This is a genomic window from Priestia sp. 179-F W1.4 NHS (assembly GCF_045369295.1).
Taxonomy (GTDB): Bacteria; Bacillota; Bacilli; order Bacillales; family Bacillaceae_H; genus Priestia; species Priestia zanthoxyli.
The window spans coordinates 46,659-65,117 of sequence record NZ_JBIQFF010000001.1; the positions used below are offsets into that span (position 1 = coordinate 46,659).

An 18,459-nucleotide genomic window follows, 5' to 3' on the forward strand; every position below is an offset into this window, starting at 1 on the left:
ATTGTCATGTGAAATCACCTTTTTAAATAGTCAGCGAATTTCAAATAAATTGTCTATATGTAAAAGCATTGCGAACCCTTTAAGAAAAGACTAGAATGTACGTTGGCATTCGAATAGATAGGGGGGAGATCAATGCCCAAGTCACTTTGGTTTTTGATTATTGGTATGCTTGTAAACGTAACGGGAGCTTCGTTTTTATGGCCTCTCAATACAATTTATATAAATGAACATTTAGGAAAGTCGTTATCCGTTGCAGGAGTGGTTCTTATGCTGAACTCTGCTGCAAGCGTAGTGGGTAATTTACTAGGGGGAACGCTTTTTGACAAAATTGGAGGATATAAATCCATTTTATCAGGAATTATTATTACCCTTGTTGCATTAGTGGGACTGGTGTTTTTCCATGGTTGGCCTACATACGTTGTTCTCTTGGTTATTGTAGGATTTGGATCTGGTATTGTGTTTCCATCTATGTATGCAATGGCAGGCTCAGTCTGGCCACAAGGCGGAAGAAAAGCATTTAATGCGATGTACGTTGCTCAAAATGCAGGAGTGGCTATTGGCGCAGCGGTAGGGGGCGTTGTAGCATCCTATTCATTTACGTATATTTTCTTAGCTAATACAATTTTATACGTTATTTTTCTTCTTATTGCTATTTTTTCATACCGTCATATTTCGGTTACAGTTGGGCAAACGAATGTCCTCAATGAAGCCGGTAGTATTCAGCACAAAACGAAACTGACGGCCCTTCTTATTTTATGTACAGGATACGTATTATGCTGGGTCGCGTATGTTCAGTGGCAAACAACGATTGCTACGCATACGCGTGAGTTGAATATACCTCTTTCTAGCTACAGTTTGCTTTGGACGATTAACGGCATTTTAATTGTAGTCGGTCAGCCTTTGATTGTGCCTATCATTCAAAAAGTAGCAAAGACATTAAAAGTACAGGTTCTAATTGGAACGGTTATTTTTGTGGCTTCTTTCATCATCGTGGTGAATGCCACAACATTTTCGCAGTTCTTAACAGCAATGATTGTGTTAACAGTTGGAGAAATGTTTGTTTGGCCAGCAATTCCAGCTGTCGCAAGTCAGTTAGCTCCATCAGGAAAAGAAGGGTTTTATCAAGGCGTAGTCAACAGTATGGCTACTGCAGGTAAAATGATTGGCCCTCTCTTTGGAGGCGTTATTTTCGATGCGTTTAATATGTCTACCCTGTGCTATTTATTAATTGCATTATTGTTATTGAGCATGTGTACAACATGGATATACGATTATAAATTAAAAGAAAAACGTCAGCGTTCACTAACCATCTCTAAATAAATAGAGGTGGTTTTATTTTTGACTGTTCAATAAACGTAGGAATGTCTTCAGTATTCCTTTAATAATATAGTAAGGGTCGTGACAAGCAAAGAAAGGAGTATATACCTTTAAAAATGTAAGCGTTTTCTAATTATATGACTTCTTGGGGGGCTAGAATATGCTTAGTATGATTGGATTAATTGGAGGATTATTGCTGCTCATTGTATTAACGATGAGAGGCATGAATTTATTTATAGCAGGTCCGCTTAGTGCTTTAGTTGTTGCGTTAACAAGCGGAATGCCTTTATTTCCACAGCTGGTGAAAGAAGGAGAAGCAAATTTTGTTGGGAATTATATGTCTGGTTTCACAGGGTTTATTGCTTCTTGGTATTTAATGTTTCTATTGGGCGCCGTTTTTGGAAAAGTGATGGAAGACAGCGGGGCCGCTGATAGTGTTTCTCGCTGGATTGTCAGTAAGCTAGGAATGAAAAGAGCAGTGTTGGCGATTGTACTTGCCTGTGCGGTCTTAACATATGGAGGAGTCAGTCTGTTTGTAGTAGCATTCTCTGTCTATCCAATGGCTTTAAGCTTATTCAAACAAGCTGATTTGCCGAGGCGGTTTATCCCTGCTGCTTTAGCATTCGGTTCCGTTACGTTTACGATGACCTCGGCTGGATCGCCTGAAATCCAAAACTGGATTCCAATTGAATATTTAAAGACTAGTCCGTATGCAGGATGGGAAGTCAGTTTAGTTGTAGCGGTAGTGATGGCTGTATTCGGCTACTGGTGGTTAAAGCGCTTGATTTCAAAAGCAGTTAAAAATGGAGAGCGTTTTATATCACGCGAGAAAGATCCAGCAGTAACGGAAAATCAGTCTCTTCCTAATCCGTTATTAAGTTTGCTTCCGCTTGTGGTCGTGCTCATTATTTCTTTTGCACTTCATAAGCCGCTTCAGCAATCTGCGTTGATTGTCGCACTTTTAAGCGGTATCATTGTCACATACATTGTGAACCAAAAACACTTTAAAGGATTTTGGAATGCAGCATCAGAAGGGACGCTTGGAGCGTTAATTGCAATTGGGAATACAGCTGCTGTCGTAGGTTTTGGAGGGGTTGCTAAGGCTGTTCCCGCGTTTGGAGTGGCTGTAGATGCCATGACGCATATTCCAGGCAGTCCGTTGATAGGGGGAGCTATTGCGGTGAGTGTTATCGCGGGGATGACAGGTTCGGCTTCAGGAGGTCAGGCGATTGCTTTGCCAATTTTAGCCCCTCACTATCTAGATGCTGGTGTAAATCCAGAAGCTCTCCATCGTGTAGTAGCTATATCTTCTGGCGTATTAGATTCCTTGCCTCATAATGGTTATGTCGTCACCACAATTAATTCTATTTGCGGAGAAACTCATAAAGATGCGTATGGATCAGTTGCAGCGATGACGGTAATTGTTCCGCTTGTTGGTCTCGTACTTGCGATTATCCTGTTTTCTTTTGGATTTGGTATTTAATAATAGCTGTTAAAGAAAGTAGAGGCGGGGACAAAAGTATTTTAGCTGAAGGAAGATCCGAACGATAAATCGTTCGGATCTTTTCATTATTATGGTGAACTCGGCTTTTATGTGTTTAGTTGCTTTAAGCTGTTGATTGGAGCGCAAGATGAAGCCTTGCACGGAAATGAACAGTTTTGTAGCAAGGAGTCCAGATATCCTATTTATTCAGCTTTAGATAGGATTAACTTAATTATGTCTAAATCTCTTTGTTTGGCGTTGTATGTATGTTTTTGGGAGAAGTTGTTCATATATAAGAATGAAAGAGGGGATTTAGCAACAAAGCAGTGAGGCAGTGTAGAAACTTTTACAAAATCCGTTGAACAACTTGCAGTTTGCGAACATATTATTTACAATACAAGGTAGTATGATGTAAAAACTATGATAAGGAATAGTAGTGAACGAAGCGAGCTAAGAGAGCTGACGGGTGGTGCGAGTCAGCAAACGGGCGTTCATGAACTCACCTTGGAGTTGTAAATGTGAAGTAAAGTAACATTTACCGTCTATCCGCGTTAAGGAAAATGAGTGAGTACATAATTGTGCTAATTTGGGTGGTACCGCGGGAAGTTTATTCAACCTCTCGTCCCTTTGTTTGAGGGATGAGGGGTTTTTTAGTTTAATTAAATACAGCTGGAGCGTACAAGGAGGATTATGTATGGCTTTTAATCATGAAAAGATAGAACAAAAATGGCAAAAAGTTTGGGAAGAAAATAAAACATTTAGAACAACAGAAGATGAAGGAAAGCGTAAGTTTTACGCATTAGATATGTTCCCTTATCCATCTGGGGCGGGTTTACACGTTGGGCATCCAGAAGGTTATACAGCAACGGACATTTTATCTCGTATGAAGCGTATGCAAGGATACAATGTACTTCATCCAATGGGATGGGATGCATTCGGACTACCTGCTGAGCAGTATGCATTAGATACAGGAAACGATCCGGCTGAGTTCACTGAACTTAACATTAATAATTTCCGTCGTCAAATCAAATCGTTAGGTTTCTCTTACGATTGGGAGCGTGAAATTAATACAACTGATCCTAACTACTACAAATGGACGCAGTGGATTTTCTTACAGCTATATAAAAAAGGCTTAGCTTATGTGGATGAAGTAGCTGTTAACTGGTGTCCTGCGTTGGGAACAGTACTTGCAAACGAAGAAGTTATAGATGGCAAAAGTGAGCGCGGTGGGCATCCGGTTGAGCGTCGTCCAATGAAGCAGTGGATGCTTAAAATCACAGCTTATGCAGATCGTTTACTAGAAGATTTAGATGATCTTGATTGGCCAGAAAGTATTAAAGAAATGCAGCGAAACTGGATTGGCCGCTCTGAAGGAGCTCACGTTCACTTCACAATTGATGGATATGACGAAACATTTACTGTGTTCACAACGCGTCCTGATACGCTGTTTGGGGCAACGTATGCCGTTTTAGCACCTGAACATCCGTTTGTGGATAAAATTACGACAGCCGAACAAAAAGAAGCGGTAGAAGCGTATTTAGATCAAATTAAAAGCAAAAGCGATTTAGAGCGTACAGACTTAGCTAAAGACAAAACGGGCGTATTCACAGGTGCTTATGCAATTAACCCTGTAAACGGTGAGAGAATGCCAATTTGGATTGCTGACTATGTTCTAATGAGCTATGGTACAGGTGCAATTATGGCTGTTCCTGCTCATGATGAGCGTGATTATGAGTTTGCTGTTAAATTTGAACTGCCGATTAAAGAAGTAGTAGCGGGTGGAGACGTTTCAAAAGAAGCTTATACAGGCGACGGCGAGCACGTTAATTCAGACTTCTTAAATGGTCTAGACAAAGAAGAAGCAATTTCAAATATGATTCAGTGGCTTCAAGCAAATGAAAAAGGTGAAAAACAAGTAACATACCGTCTGCGTGACTGGTTATTCAGCCGTCAGCGCTACTGGGGTGAACCGATTCCTGTTATTCACTGGGAAGATGGCACAACAACTGCAGTTCCTGAAGATCAGCTTCCGCTTGTTTTACCAAAAACAACTGAAATCAAGCCGTCAGGTACAGGTGAATCTCCATTAGCAAACATTGATGACTGGGTGAACGTTGTAGATCCGGAAACGGGCAAAAAAGGGCGCCGCGAAACAAATACAATGCCTCAATGGGCAGGCAGCTGCTGGTATTACTTACGCTACATTGATCCAACGAACAGCGAAGCATTAGCAGATGCAGACAAATTAAAAGAATGGTTGCCGGTTGATATTTATATCGGTGGAGCTGAACACGCTGTTCTTCATCTATTGTATGCTCGTTTCTGGCATAAATTTTTATATGATATCGGCGTAGTTCCAACAAAAGAGCCGTTCCAAAAACTGTTTAACCAAGGTATGATTCTTGGAGAAAACAATGAAAAAATGAGTAAGTCAAAAGGTAACGTTGTAAACCCAGACGAAATCGTAGAAAGCCACGGTGCAGATACGCTTCGCCTTTACGAAATGTTTATGGGACCGTTAGATGCATCCATTGCTTGGTCAACAAAAGGGCTTGATGGTGCACGCCGTTTCTTAGATCGTGTATGGCGTTTACTTATCGAGGATAATGGTGAATTAAGCAGCAAGGTTCAAGAAAGCAATGATACTACACTTGAACGCGTATATCACCAAACGGTGAAAAAAGTAACGGAAGATTACGAAGGTCTTCGTTTTAATACAGGTATCTCTCAACTTATGGTATTCATCAACGACGCATACAAAGTTGATGTGCTGCCAAAGCAATACGTAGAAGGATTTGTGAAGCTATTAGCACCAATTTGTCCTCATACAACTGAGGAATTATGGAGCAAACTAGGCCACGAAGATACGATTTCATATGAAGCTTGGCCTGCGTTTGATGAAGCGAAACTTGTAGATGATGAAGTGGAAATTGTCGTTCAAATTAACGGTAAAGTACGTGCAAAATTAAACGTACCTGCTGAGGCATCTCGTGAAGAGCTTCAAGATATTGCAATGGCTAATGAAGATGTTCAAGAGTTCATTGAAGGTAAGACAGTACGCAAAGTGATTGCTGTGCCTGGTAAATTAGTAAACATCGTAGCTAATTAAGTATTGATGTAGAACAGCCCCCCTGACTAAAGAGCAGTCAGGGGGGCTGTTTTAGACCTAAGCGTCTGATGTCCCCCTTTCGGGGGTGACATCAGGCCCTTAGTTAAACCTTTAACTACGATTGGAAAAGCTTAGGTAGGCTGCTGCTTAAGCTTTTCTTATTTAGTGGCATAAAGGTATTTGAATTTGCTACAATAGCGATAGCAAGCTGAATGAAAGAATAGAGAGGAATGACGAAGATGGAAGAAGTAAAAGTGATTACGCCTGAAGAGCTTCAAAAACGCGTTGAAAATGGAGAAGAGCTTCATTTAGTTGATGTTCGCGAAGATGAGGAAGTAGCAGAAGGAATGATTCCAACTGCTAAACACATTCGTATGAATGATATTCCAACTAATGTGGATTATTTCGATAAAGAAAAAGAATATATTTTCATTTGCCGTTCTGGACGCCGCAGTGAAAACGTATGTTACTACCTTCAAGAACAAGGTTATAAAGTAACAAATATGGTTGGCGGTATGTTAGAGTGGGAAGGAAAAACGGTTAATAAATAAGAAAAAGCGCCTTTGACAGGCGCTTTTTTCTTTTGGAATGAAACTTCTACCATTCGACTAAAATGATAGTAGCAAAACAAATGATGACTAAATCTATAAAAGTCTTCATAAAAATAGAGGTAGGAAGAAGTTAAAAATCAGTACGAAAGCCATCATTGAGAGAAGCAGTCCATTCTGATTGAAACAAATTTGATAGGACAAGGTGGTAGAAGCTATGATACAGGTGAAAATGTTTGATAAAGAGCATGAAAAAGATTTAGAGTTTGCGGTGAACCGATTTTTACGCAAATTAGAAGATGAAGACGTCGTGGATATTAAGTACCAAGTCACAGTGGATGTTGATCGTGATGAGCAGGTGTACTGTTTTTCAGCCATGGTTATGTATAAAGCCTAGCATATTATGCTAGGCTTGTTGCAAATTCTCCTGCATTACTGCCAGCCAAACGGCCTGTTACAAGGGCAGAAGTAATATTGTATCCTCCAGTATATCCGTGGATATCAAGAATTTCCCCGCAGAAGTAAAGTCCTTGCATAAATTTAGAAGACATTTCTTTTGGGTGAATTTCTTTAACGGATACTCCGCCTCCTGTGACGAAGGCTTTCTCTAAAGAAAGTGTGCCGTTTACAGCAAATTCAAATCGTTTGCACATTCTCGAGAATTCTCTCAGTTTTTCATGCTGAAGCTGTCCCGCTAGCGCTTGGCTATCAATGTCTGCTTGCTCGAGTAAAAATAATAGATAGCGTTCAGATACAAAACCTTTTAAAACATTTTTAATCACTTTTTTCGGCTCTTCTTTTGTTGTTTTGACTAATTGTTGAAAAATCTCTTCTTCGTTTTGGCTAGGAAATAAATCAAGAGACATTTGAACAGTGTTGCTTTTTTGTTTCTTTAACTCTTTAACAACATATTGGCTGCAACGAAGAGCGGCAGGGCCAGAGATGCCAAAGTGAGTGAAAATCATATCCATCTGATGAGTGATGACAGGTTTGCCTTTTTTATTAAGTACGCTTAGTCCTACGTTGCGAAGCGATAGACCTTGAAGCGTTTTTGTTTTAATAAAGTGTTCGCTAGATGTAATAGGAACTTCTGTTGGGTAAAGTTCAGTAATTTTATGACCTGCATCTTTTGCCCATTGATAACCGTCTCCTGTCGAACCCGTATGAGGCACTGATTTTCCGCCTACTGCAATCACAACGCTTTTCGTTTGGATTGCTTCTCCGTTTTGAAGCACAACTTCTTTCACGGTGTTGTTTTCATAGTTTACGCGTTTAACGGCTGTGTTTGTGCGAATTGTTACACGAAGACGGTGAAGTTCACTAATTAATGCATCAACAACAGATTGTGCTTTATTGCTAACCGGAAACATACGCCCGTGATCTTCTTCTTTTAATTTAATTCCAAGGCCTTCAAAATAGGAGATGATATCTTCGTTATTAAAAACAGAAAACGCACTGTATAAAAAGCGTCCGTTTCCTGGAATGTGTTTAATAAGTTCATCAATCGGAAGGCGGTTTGTTACATTACAGCGGCCCCCTCCAGAAATGGCAAGCTTTCGTCCAAGTTTATTGCCTTTATCAATTAATAATACGTTTGCACCTGACTCACCAGCTGCAATCGATGCCATCAAACCAGAAGGTCCTCCTCCGATTACGACTACATCATATATCATACTTTCACCAACCTGTCTATTCTTAAAAAATTTTAGTTTGTTCACTGACAAATCTCTCAACATTGGATAAAATGGGCTATAGTCTTTGTTTTTTAGCTTGTTGACGAGTGTGAGTGAGTATAAGACCTTTCTTAGTGTATACTCTCACTTGCTTCTTTTCAATTCTATCATTATTATCAGTATGTAACATTAAGTATCGGAGGCAAACGTATGTCTGATTCAAAATTGTTAAGAGGGACCTTTGTGCTAACGCTTGGCACTTATGTATCCCGAATTCTGGGAATGATTTATTTATTTCCATTTGCGATCCTTGTTGGAACCGTAGGGGGAGCACTGTTTGGTTATGGATATAACCAATATGCTATTTATTTAAGTATTGCTACAGCCGGTATGCCAATGGCCGTATCGAAATTTGTATCAAAATATAATGCACTCGGTGATTATTATACGAGTAGAAGAATGTATCGGGCCGGCATGAAATTAATGCTTGTCACAGGAATACTTGCATTTTTACTTTTATATTCGTTAGCGCCTGTTATGTCTAGAATTACACTTGGAGGTTCTGATTTAAATAACTCCTTAGAAGATGTAGTAATGGTTATGCGAATGGTTAGTGTTGCGTTAATTGTAGTACCGATGATGAGTTTAATGCGAGGATTTTTCCAAGGTCACCAGTCTATGGGACCCACAGCTGTTTCACAAGTAGTTGAACAACTTGTGCGGGTTGTCTTTTTATTAGCATCCACTTATATCGTCATCAAAGTTGTACATGGGAGTCTTGCGCTAGCCGTTGGATTTGCTACAATGGGTGCTTTTGTAGGAGCTCTTGCTGGACTTGCCGTATTAATTTGGTACTGGAAAAAACGAAAGCCTCATCTCGATAAAATGGTGAACGAGCAGACGGTAACGCCTACGCGTATTTCTACCGTATCCATTTTTAAAGAGCTGCTTACGTATTCATTGCCCTATGTATTTGTCAGCTTAGCTATTCCGCTTTATCAGTATGTGGATCAATTCACATTTAACCGTGCGATGGTAGCGGCTGGACAAAAAGAAATAGCGGAGTCCATGAACGGAATTGTTCAGTCTTATGTTCCAAAGCTTGTGATGATTCCTGTTTCATTAGCTACTGCATTCGGTTTGACTCTTGTACCAACGATTACACGTTCATTTGTGAATAAAGATTATAATGTATTGCAAAAGCAAATTGATCAAACATATCAAACGATTATGTTTCTTGTGCTGCCAGCATCTGTAGGGTTAATGGCTTTAGCTGGTCCAGCATATACGTTTTTCTTTGGAACAGATGCATCGGATGCGGGTGGAAATGTCTTGCTTTATTATGCACCCGTAGCTTTATTGTTCTCGTTTTTCACGGTTAATGGAGCTATTTTACAAGGGATCAACAAACAAAAATATGCTGTTTTAAGTCTATTATTTGGATTGATTGTGAAAATTGTCGTGAACGTGCCATTTATTCTTATGTTCCACGAGATCGGTTCAGTTTTAGCGACAGCACTAGGCTATATCGTATCTCTTGTTTATATGTTTGCGCTTATTCAAAAACACGCAAAATATAACTACAGTGAGTTTATAAAACGCTCTGTGCTCATTCTCATTTTTGTTGCGATTATGGGAATCAGCGTAAAAATTGTTTCAGTAGTAATTGGTCTGTTTACAACCCCAGGACGATTCTCTGCCACGGTTATTACGATTATAGGAGCAGCAGTAGGCGGCCTTATTTACTTTATTATTACCTATCGTTCAAGCCTGCTTGAAAAAGTAATGGGAGCGAGGGTAACAGGTGCAATTGAACGAAAGATACTGCGCCGAAATAAACAGCGCAGTGCATAAGAAGATGACTCGTTAGAGTCATCTTCTTTTCAAAAAAAGGAGGATATTACATGCGTTTGGATAAATTGCTTTCTACCATTGGGTACGGAAGCCGAAAAGAAGTTAAAGGTCTTTTAAAGACTGGAGCTGTTAAGGTAGACGGTACAGCGGTTAAAGATGCTAAGGTACATGTTAATCCAGATGAACAAGAAATAACTGTGCATGGCGAAGCCGTTTCTTACCGAGAATTTGTTTACTTTATGCTGCATAAGCCGCAAGGTGTCATATCAGCGACGGAAGATTCTCTTCATGAAACAGTTTTGGACTTATTGGAAATTGACGATGCTGTGTATGACCCATTTCCGGTAGGGCGTTTAGACAAAGATACAGAAGGGCTCTTGCTGCTGACAAATGACGGTCAGCTTGCACATCAGCTGCTATCTCCTAAAAAGCACGTTCCTAAAACGTATTTTGCAAAAATTAATGCGCCGGTGACTGAAGAAGATGCTAAAGCATTTAGACAGGGTGTCACTCTTGATGATGGATACGTAACAAAATCAGCAGAGTTAAAGGTACTAACAAGCGGTGTGGAATCAGAAATTGAATTAACGATCGTTGAAGGGAAATTTCATCAAGTGAAGCGTATGTTTGAAGCAAGAGGAAAAAAAGTAACGTATTTAAAACGTTTATCTATGGGAGCTTTGCTATTAGACGAGTCGTTAGATTTAGGAGAGTACAGGGAGTTAACGGAAGAAGAACTAGCTTTATTACAAAAATCAAATGCCTAAGAAGAGGCGAAAGAAAAAGGAACCTAAGTCTAAAATGGTTCCTTTTTTTGTCCACTTTGTTAGACAAGTGAAACATTTCACGTTAAAGCACTTAAACGAGTACCAACTCTGCTTGACGTGCAAATGGAGCGGGGGACTATGCACTCGTCCAAGTCTTGACTTTCTACTGCGTAGAATTTTATCTCTATATATAAATCACTTACTACCCTTGAAATAAACTTACTAGGATGACATCTTGACCTTCTTTTGCGTAGTCGTCCATGTACCGCGACTTGGGCTGCGAACTAAATCATTATATGCTAACACATTCAAGTCACGCTGAATGGTTCTCGGTGTAATACCAAATTCGTCTACGAGCTCTTGCGTTGTAACTGTTCCATTTTTACAAATGAACATATAGACCGATTTGATACGAGTTAGCATTCGATTAGTTGAAGGTTTCAAAAAACCACTTCCTTATTCGTTTTTCGTAAGGCACAACTTCTTTATAACTCTGAGATGTCAAGCACTATTTCAGTCCTTATCCTTATTGTACACAAAATCGACAGAAAAATAAAAGAGAAAACGCAAATTAACACAATATTTACAAAAAATGATATAAATATGTAATCCTTTCGTAACATCTCCTTCCTCTATTTGCACATTTTTTATAGTATATGTAAACAATAAACAAATAGAATCCGTTTTTATCGATTGTGCCTACAAATTATTTCCCGGAATTTTGACTCTGTAAACCTTTGATATGAAAGGAAAGAGACAATTATTTCTTTCTATATAAAGGTATGATAAAGTTAAATTTACCAATAGTAATGATAGATACAATCTGTAAAAGCAGGCAAAGGAGGCACACAGATGACAGCAATTAATTGGAAAGAGGAAGTGCAAAAAAGAGAAGCTGAAATTCTAGCTGAGACGCAGCGCTTTTTGCAAATTAAAAGTGTTTTGACAAGCACAGAAAAAAAAGAAGAGCCATTTGGACCTGGAGTTGCTCAAGCGCTTCACTTTCTTTTAAACAAAGGAAAAAATGACGGGTTTTCCGTCAAGAACGTAGACGGATATGCTGGTCATATTGAAGCGGGAGAAGGAAAAGACCTTCTTGGCATTTTGTGTCACGTAGACGTCGTTCCTGAAGGAGACGGGTGGTCGGTTGATCCATACGGCGGTGAAATAAAAGACGGGAAAATTTTTGCTAGAGGAGCAATCGACGATAAGGGCCCGACGATGGCTGCTTATTATGCGATGAAAATTGTGAAAGATTTAGGGCTTCCTCTATCTAAGCGGGTTCGAATGATTATTGGAACGGATGAAGAAAGTGACTGGAGATGTGTGGACCACTACTTCAATCATGAAGAGATGCCAACGATGGGATTTGCGCCGGATGCGGATTTTCCTATCATTTATGCTGAAAAAGGCATTACAGATGTAGAAATTCGCCAGCAGCCCATTGAAGGAACAAAGGGAAGCGTCCAGCTTACATCATTTGTCTCTGGGCGACGCTACAATATGGTTCCTGATCTTGCAACAGCTGTTCTTGAATTCCATAGTGAAACGGATATTAAAAATAAATATGATCAATTTTTAAAAGATCAGTCTTTAAAAGGTTCAATAACCGAAAAGAGCGGTGCGTATACACTTACTCTAGAAGGAGTTTCAGCACATGGAAGCGTGCCTGATAAAGGGAAAAATGCTGGGCTTACACTTCTTCGCTTTTTACACACATTAGAACTTGATGAACAAGCTAATCAGTTTGTAGGTTATGCAAATGCGTATTTAGTCCAAGATGCACTAGGAGAAAAAATGGGCTTAAATCGCAAAGATGAGGTCACGGGTGATTTAACGATAAATGTGGGAATCATGTCTTATAATCAAGAAGCAGCGGGGCACTTTGGCTTAAATATTCGCTATCCTGTATCAGCTCATATTGACGATATTATTGATACGATTAAAGAAAAAAGTGAATCTTATCAAATGACTATCAAACATTTTACAGATTCTAAACCACATCACGTCGATCAAAAACATGAGCTTATTCAAACGCTTCAAAAGGTTTACCAAGAACAAACAAATGAAGAACCTACGCTTATTTCAATTGGAGGAGGAACATATGCCAGAGCATTAGAAGCGGGTGTGGCATTTGGACCTCTTTTCCCAGGCCGTGAAGAAGTAGCGCACGAAAAAGACGAGTACATGGTAATTGAAGATTTGCTTCGTGCAACAGCTATTTATGCACAGGCTATTTACGAATTGGCTAAATAAAAAGAGGTTGAGACATAACGAAACGAATCCAATTTAAAGGTGAATAACTAGGATACATGAGCTGGACTGTTTGTGACACCGCAGTTGATTTCCATGCAAGGCTTCGCTTTCCGCGGGCGGCCGCTGAGTCTCCTCGTCGCCTGGGCTCCTGCGGGGTCTCACCTGTTCCGCTTTTCCCGCAGGAGTCTTCGCCTTGCCCTCCAATCAACTGCTAGAAGTAACGAAACCGATGAACCTACATTCACCATCACAAAAAAACGAACCATGAATCAAACATGTTGATCAATGGTTCGTTTTGCATTTGGGCTAAAATCCTTTTGTTCCAGCCTCTTTATTATTCAAATGAGAAGAGGTCGCTTGATAAATAACGTTCACCTGTATCGCAAGCAATACATACGACCACTTGATCAGGAGATAATTTTTTGGCTACCTCGATAGCAGCATAGCAGGCAGCGCCAGATGAAGGACCGACTAAAATTCCTTCTTCAGAAGCCAGGCGTCGCGTAATATCGTAGGCTTGTTCATCTTTAATTTTTAAAATTTCGTCGTAAACCTCTATGTTAAGCGTATCAGGAATAAATCCAGGGCTTGTTCCTACAAGCTTGTGCTTTCCAGGTCTTCCTCCAGATAATACAGGAGACCCAGCTGGTTCCACAACATGAACGGTCATATTTGGGTAGTTTTCTCTTAGGACTTCACCTGTGCCCGTGATCGTTCCGCCTGTTCCAGCAGTAGCAACAAAAGCAGATAGGTCTTTTCCTAAATCGTTCATTGCCTCAATAATTTCCTTAGCAGTCGTTTTTCGATGTGCGTCAGGATTTGCATTATTTTCAAACTGCATGGGCATAAATGCATTTGGAATTTCTTTTGTAAGCTCTTCTGCCTTGCGGATTGCGCCAGGCATTTTTTCATCGCCAGGTGTTAGAACAACTTCAGCACCATATGCTTTTAACAAGTTAATTCGTTCTTGAGTCATCGTATCGGGCATGACTAAAATAGAACGATATCCTCTTGCTGCTGCATTCATAGCTAAGCCAATACCTGTATTTCCGCTCGTTGGTTCAATAATGGTGGAATTTTCATTGAGCAAGCCTGCTTTTTCAGCTTCCACGATCATATTAAAAGCAGCACGGTCTTTTACACTACGGCTCGGATTAAAAAATTCTAGTTTTAAGTAAACGGATGCTCCATCTGCTGGTTGAAGACGATTCAATTTAACAAGAGGTGTCTCGCCAATCAAATCAGCCATATTGTTAACAACTTTCATTTTTCTCATCCTTTTCTTATAAAAATTCTCTGTATTATTTCTATGATAACACAATTTCTTATTTTTTAAGCACATGACAAATTTTCAGAAAAACCTCTCTATTTGATCCAGAAAACCTTTAAAATAAATCTAGCTCTTTTTGAACATGACAAATTGGGGAAAGATAATGAAAAGAAAAGGAGGGATTTGATGAAAAGTGATCAACACTATTTTATTGGAATCAACGTGCCAGTCTCCATTGCATATCAGGCAGAAAATTGGGCAAAAGAATTAACACCTTTTCCTTTTAAACAATGGACATACCCTGACGATTATCATATAACACTACAATTCTTAGGATTTGTAGATAACAAAAAGGAAAAGCTGATTAACCGCTTAAAAGAAGTAGCCTCCCGTCATTCAAGTTTTTCACTGCAGACCGGTCAGTACGATGTGTTCGGTGCGTATAACAAGCCTAGAGTGCTTTATGTAAGCCTTAAGCCAAATGATAAGCTTGTGAATCTACAAAGGGATATACAAGCTGTATGGGGAGACCTAAGCGGCTTATACGAAAAACGTCCTTATCGTCCTCATATTACGATTGCAAAGAAGTGGGGAGGGGAAGCCGGGCTTTCGGAAGAGCAGTTAAAGCAAACGTCGGTTGAAGAACAGTTTCAAGTAAGTTCATTTGCCCTTTTTGAAGTTCATCCTGCTAGCAAACCTAAATATAAAAAAATACTATCTTTTTCATTGCAGTCACAGTAGCATATGAACATACAAGCATGGGGAGAGGTTATTTAAAGATCACTCTTATTAAAGGAAAGAAAACGCCGATGATAATAGAGAAACAATCGGTGAACCAAGTGTTAGAGGAATTTTAATTAGGGGATTGATGTAAACGTGGCGCAGCTACTTAAGGTGCAAGATTATATTTCCCGTTATGAAAAAGACGTTTATCACTACACGTCTCAGTTTAATCATTTAAAAAAACATAATTGGAAGAAAGCAAAGCAATTGTTTGAACAAGGGCTATTACATGGCCCTCCTGTAAAAGAAGAAACAAAAGCTCAACGTTCATTTTTGCAAAAAGCAAAAGAACGGTTTACAAGGAAAAAAGAAACGCTTGAAGTGGAAGAAGCGTTCTCTAGCGATAGCGTGGAAAATCAAGAGCTATTGAGGTTTACAACTCTTCCACAAACAGCGGAAGATTTGAAAATATTGTTTTTAGAAAATGTATTTGATCTTCAAATGAAATGGGCTACATCCACTTTATTTGAGTTCTCGCAAGCAGATCGTAAATATTACCATGATGAAGCTCTCCGTTATTTTATTCAGCGCTTTCCTGATACGTATCTCGTGATGTACAAGCCTGTTTTCCTGATTAATAAAGCTCCGGTAGAAGGGGATATCATTATTGTTACTCCAACGGAAACCCTCTGTATTTGTTTAATAGAAACATATAAAAGCGCTGTTTTTCAGTATTCAAAAGAAAATTTTTGGACAGAGTTAAGAGGAAGAGATCAAAAAAAGATATTAAATCCGTTAATTGGGTTAAATCGAATGGAGCAAATTGTCCGAAGTATCTATCGTACTCACGATATTGAACATAGCGTAAAGAAAATATTACTAAGCAGAAATGGATACATTGACTACGCTGCGGAGCCTTATCAGGTGGAATTTGTAGATGCTAGAAAGTATGAAGAATGGTTTTATGAACTTAGGAAATCTAAAGCGCCTTTAAAGTTTAAACAGATGAAAGCAGCTCAGGTACTGCTCGAACACAGCCAGAGTATTTATTTTGACCGGGAATTCGAAGCAGGTGAATAATCCGAACATTCATGCTATGAAAGTGCTTTCGTTTTTGCGTTTGCTACATATAATGCTACTAAAGAGGTAATTGGCATAAGGAGGAGAAAAGGATGACTGGTGATAATAAGTTTCAGGCTTATTTAGATCAAATAGATCGTATTACTGTTTTAGTTCCAACTTCTTATCATGAAGGTCAAATTGATTTTTTTGTGATTAAAGGTGCACAAATGCATGAGACCATCTCTATTGAAAACGTACATGAATTAGAAGGTTTTATCAAATATGAAGGTAAGGTTGAAGAGAGCATAGAAATTGGACATTCGTACGTTATCTGTGATAATCACGGGGAGAAAGTTCCGTTGCAGGTAGGGGCTGTTATACGAACAAAAGAGTTTGATGAAAGATTTTATTATAATCAAAATGATTTGGGTGCAGCCTTTTATTCAGATCATATTATGATAAAAGTCTGGGCCCCGACTGCATCAGCAGTGGTTTTAAAATTAATACATGCAAATAGCGGAGAAGAAGAACTGTACGTTATGACTCGTCAAAGAAAAGGCGTATGGGAAAAGGAACTTCCCTTAGATAAAGAAGGGTATTATTATCGATTTTTAATAGATGTAAACGGTCGGACAAATGAAGCGGTGGACCCTTATGCCGTTGCAGCTACAGCAAATAGTGAATACGGAGTTCTGATAAATCTTCATACAGCCTATGTTCATCCCCATGAAAAGCCGCCTTTCCTTCAGCCAACGGATGCCGTTATTTACGAAATGCATGTTCGAGACTTTTCTATTCATCCTTCAAGCGGGATAGAAAAAAAAGGTACGTACCTAGCTGTTACTGAATCAAGCGGTCAGCCAGGCAAACCAACAGGCCTCCATTATTTAAAAGAGCTAGGAGTGACCCATCTTGAATTTCTTCCTATTAACGACTTTGGCGGAGTAGATGAATTAAATCCTCATGCTTCTTATAATTGGGGGTATAATCCATTGTTGTTTAATGTGCCGGAAGGAAGCTACTCTGCTGACCCTTCAAATCCCACCACTCGTATTGTTGAAGTGAAGCAATTAATATCAACGCTTCATCAACAGGGATTCCGTGTTATTATAGATGTAGTTTATAATCACGTATTTGTACGAGAAGAATCACCTTTTGAAAAAATTGTTCCGGGCTATTATTTTCGACATGATGAGTTTGGGATGCCTTCGAACGGGACGGGAGTAGGAAATGATTTTGCTTCTGAACGGAAAATGGCGCAAAAGTTTATTATCGATTCAGTATTATTTTGGATAAAAGAGTACGATGTTGATGGTTTTCGTTTTGACCTCATGGGGATTTTAGATATAGAAACGATGAAAATCATTCGGGAAAAAATAAATGAAATTGATTCTACTATTTTGGTGTTTGGCGAAGGCTGGGATTTAAATACGCCTCTTCCCCACACTCAAAAAGCAATGATGGCGAATGCCCGCCAAACACCTCAAATCGGCTATTTTAATGACCGCTTTCGAGATTCTGTAAAAGGAAGCACGTTCGATGTGTATGAAAAAGGTTTTATCAGCGGGAATATTCATCAAAAAGAAGCAGTGCAATCTGTGATAGCGGGTAGCATTCTGGATAAAGAAGACAGTCCCGCTTTATTTATAAATCCAGCACAGTCAATTAATTATGTTGAATCACATGATAATCATACGCTGTGGGATAAGTTAACGAATTCAAACGGAGAAGAAGACGAAGACACTCGTAGAAGTCGTCATCGCCTTGCTACTGCTATTGTGCTTCTTTCACAAGGCATACCGTTTCTTCATAGTGGTCAAGAGTTTTACCGCACTAAAAAAGGCGTAGAGAACAGCTATAATTCACCCGATGATATTAATGCACTCGATTGGAATCGAAGAAGGGAATTTTCTTCTGATGTGAATTGGGTTCAAGAGCTGATTCGTATTCGCAAACAGCACGATGCATTTCGCTTGGGGGATGCTTCAGCGATTAGGCAGCATGTCTCTTTTCTAAACACGCCGAAATCCGTTATTGGCTATTGCTTATCAAACGTATTGGCTTACGGTCCGTGGAAGAATATTATTGTGTTTTTTAATCAAGGCCTAATGGAAGAAAAAGTAGTTTTGCCAGAAGGACCATGGAAAATAGCACTTGATCATTGTAAAGTATATAAAAATGGGTATCCTACTATAGAGGATAATGCTATAAATGTTCCAAAGCTTAGCGTTCTTATTTTATTTCAAACGTAATTATTGTCTTCAACCACTTGACGAAAAAAGTGTGATGGAGATAATATTTATAAAGGATGGCTATTGATACATATCCTCAATAGCCGTCTTTTTTATTTACTAAGAAAATAACGTCATGATGTCTTAATAGATTGCTTTATTGAGT

General features: G+C 39.2%; 15 protein-coding genes and 1 other annotated feature. Of the genes, 11 read left to right on the forward strand and 4 right to left on the reverse strand.

What is annotated here, in order from left to right; genetic code table 11:
- Positions 1 to 132 precede the first annotated feature (132 nt).
- From ACH0CI_RS00250 to ACH0CI_RS00270, 5 genes are all read left to right on the forward strand, one after another.
- Positions 133 to 1,320 (forward strand): MDR family MFS transporter, encoded by a 1,188-nt coding sequence (locus ACH0CI_RS00250; RefSeq protein ID WP_221831915.1) that lies wholly within the window; start codon positions 133 to 135, stop codon positions 1,318 to 1,320.
- Between the two features lie 157 nt (positions 1,321 to 1,477).
- On the forward strand, positions 1,478 to 2,800 hold the full coding sequence (locus tag ACH0CI_RS00255) for a GntP family permease (protein ID WP_406900747.1): 1,323 nt from the start codon (positions 1,478 to 1,480) through the stop codon (positions 2,798 to 2,800).
- Positions 2,801 to 3,211: 411 nt separating this feature from the next.
- Positions 3,212 to 3,430 (forward strand) — a binding site (T-box leader).
- 64 nt (positions 3,431 to 3,494) lie between these two features.
- A complete protein-coding gene (gene leuS, locus ACH0CI_RS00260) occupies positions 3,495 to 5,909 on the forward strand; it encodes a leucine--tRNA ligase (protein WP_028411839.1) in 2,415 nt (804 codons plus the stop codon).
- A 239-nt stretch (positions 5,910 to 6,148) separates the two neighbouring features.
- Complete coding sequence (locus ACH0CI_RS00265) at positions 6,149 to 6,460, forward strand: rhodanese-like domain-containing protein (protein ID WP_028411838.1); 312 nt, start codon at positions 6,149 to 6,151, stop codon at positions 6,458 to 6,460.
- 214 nt (positions 6,461 to 6,674) lie between these two features.
- Positions 6,675 to 6,854 (forward strand): sporulation protein Cse60, encoded by a 180-nt coding sequence (locus ACH0CI_RS00270; protein WP_013059521.1) that lies wholly within the window; start codon positions 6,675 to 6,677, stop codon positions 6,852 to 6,854.
- A gap of 4 nt (positions 6,855 to 6,858) precedes the next feature.
- On the opposite strand, the gene ACH0CI_RS00275 is transcribed toward ACH0CI_RS00270, so the two are convergent.
- Positions 6,859 to 8,130, reverse strand: coding sequence for a BaiN/RdsA family NAD(P)/FAD-dependent oxidoreductase (locus ACH0CI_RS00275; protein WP_033579591.1), 1,272 nt, complete (start codon positions 8,128 to 8,130; stop codon positions 6,859 to 6,861).
- A 210-nt stretch (positions 8,131 to 8,340) separates the two neighbouring features.
- On the opposite strand from ACH0CI_RS00275, the gene ACH0CI_RS00280 reads away from it, so the two are divergent.
- Together ACH0CI_RS00280 and ACH0CI_RS00285 are read left to right on the forward strand one after the other, a co-directional pair.
- Complete coding sequence (locus tag ACH0CI_RS00280; RefSeq protein WP_028411836.1) at positions 8,341 to 9,984, forward strand: putative polysaccharide biosynthesis protein; 1,644 nt, start codon at positions 8,341 to 8,343, stop codon at positions 9,982 to 9,984.
- Between the two features lie 50 nt (positions 9,985 to 10,034).
- Positions 10,035 to 10,751 carry a pseudouridine synthase gene (locus tag ACH0CI_RS00285; RefSeq protein ID WP_221831918.1) on the forward strand — a complete coding sequence of 239 codons (717 nt, stop codon included), beginning with the start codon at positions 10,035 to 10,037 and terminating at the stop codon, positions 10,749 to 10,751.
- A gap of 222 nt (positions 10,752 to 10,973) precedes the next feature.
- Here ACH0CI_RS00285 and ACH0CI_RS00290 read toward each other — a convergent pair whose 3' ends face one another.
- Entirely contained in the window at positions 10,974 to 11,195 is a 222-nt protein-coding gene (locus tag ACH0CI_RS00290) for a DeoR family transcriptional regulator (protein WP_013059517.1), read from the reverse strand.
- Positions 11,196 to 11,603: 408 nt separating this feature from the next.
- On the opposite strand from ACH0CI_RS00290, the gene pepV reads away from it, so the two are divergent.
- Positions 11,604 to 13,007: a dipeptidase PepV gene (pepV, locus tag ACH0CI_RS00295; protein ID WP_406900748.1), complete on the forward strand. Its 1,404-nt coding sequence runs from the start codon at positions 11,604 to 11,606 to the stop codon at positions 13,005 to 13,007.
- Here pepV and ACH0CI_RS00300 read toward each other — a convergent pair.
- Both ACH0CI_RS00300 and cysK read right to left on the reverse strand, forming a co-directional pair.
- The gene (locus tag ACH0CI_RS00300) at positions 13,000 to 13,215 is read right to left on the reverse strand and encodes a hypothetical protein (protein ID WP_165635093.1); all 216 of its coding nucleotides are present in this window, start codon (positions 13,213 to 13,215) and stop codon (positions 13,000 to 13,002) included. The genes pepV and ACH0CI_RS00300 overlap by 8 nt on opposite strands.
- A gap of 126 nt (positions 13,216 to 13,341) precedes the next feature.
- A complete protein-coding gene (gene cysK, locus ACH0CI_RS00305) occupies positions 13,342 to 14,274 on the reverse strand; it encodes a cysteine synthase A (RefSeq protein WP_168761351.1) in 933 nt (310 codons plus the stop codon).
- A gap of 189 nt (positions 14,275 to 14,463) precedes the next feature.
- On the opposite strand from cysK, the gene thpR reads away from it, so the two are divergent.
- From thpR to pulA, 3 genes are all read left to right on the forward strand, one after another.
- Positions 14,464 to 15,018: an RNA 2',3'-cyclic phosphodiesterase gene (gene thpR / locus ACH0CI_RS00310; RefSeq protein WP_257042281.1), complete on the forward strand. Its 555-nt coding sequence runs from the start codon at positions 14,464 to 14,466 to the stop codon at positions 15,016 to 15,018.
- 135 nt (positions 15,019 to 15,153) lie between these two features.
- On the forward strand, positions 15,154 to 16,080 hold the full coding sequence (locus ACH0CI_RS00315) for a hypothetical protein (protein WP_028411831.1): 927 nt from the start codon (positions 15,154 to 15,156) through the stop codon (positions 16,078 to 16,080).
- A gap of 92 nt (positions 16,081 to 16,172) precedes the next feature.
- On the forward strand, positions 16,173 to 18,314 hold the full coding sequence (pulA, locus tag ACH0CI_RS00320; protein ID WP_033579596.1) for a type I pullulanase: 2,142 nt from the start codon (positions 16,173 to 16,175) through the stop codon (positions 18,312 to 18,314).
- Positions 18,315 to 18,459 lie beyond the last annotated feature (145 nt).

Bases quoted from the DNA above. Each gene is read 5' to 3' on its own strand.
- ACH0CI_RS00280 (WP_028411836.1), top strand. From the start codon at position 8,341: ATGTCTGATTCAAAATTGTTAAGAGGGACCTTTGTGCTAACGCTTGGC.
- ACH0CI_RS00250 (WP_221831915.1), top strand. From the start codon at position 133: ATGCCCAAGTCACTTTGGTTTTTGATTATTGGTATGCTTGTAAACGTA.
- cysK (WP_168761351.1), bottom strand. From the start codon at position 14,274: ATGAAAGTTGTTAACAATATGGCTGATTTGATTGGCGAGACACCTCTT.
- thpR (WP_257042281.1), top strand. From the start codon at position 14,464: ATGAAAAGTGATCAACACTATTTTATTGGAATCAACGTGCCAGTCTCC.
- pulA (WP_033579596.1), top strand. From the start codon at position 16,173: ATGACTGGTGATAATAAGTTTCAGGCTTATTTAGATCAAATAGATCGT.
- pepV (WP_406900748.1), top strand. From the start codon at position 11,604: ATGACAGCAATTAATTGGAAAGAGGAAGTGCAAAAAAGAGAAGCTGAA.
- ACH0CI_RS00285 (WP_221831918.1), top strand. From the start codon at position 10,035: ATGCGTTTGGATAAATTGCTTTCTACCATTGGGTACGGAAGCCGAAAA.
- ACH0CI_RS00275 (WP_033579591.1), bottom strand. From the start codon at position 8,130: ATGATATATGATGTAGTCGTAATCGGAGGAGGACCTTCTGGTTTGATG.
- ACH0CI_RS00265 (WP_028411838.1), top strand. From the start codon at position 6,149: ATGGAAGAAGTAAAAGTGATTACGCCTGAAGAGCTTCAAAAACGCGTT.
- ACH0CI_RS00255 (WP_406900747.1), top strand. From the start codon at position 1,478: ATGCTTAGTATGATTGGATTAATTGGAGGATTATTGCTGCTCATTGTA.
- ACH0CI_RS00270 (WP_013059521.1), top strand. From the start codon at position 6,675: ATGATACAGGTGAAAATGTTTGATAAAGAGCATGAAAAAGATTTAGAG.
- leuS (WP_028411839.1), top strand. From the start codon at position 3,495: ATGGCTTTTAATCATGAAAAGATAGAACAAAAATGGCAAAAAGTTTGG.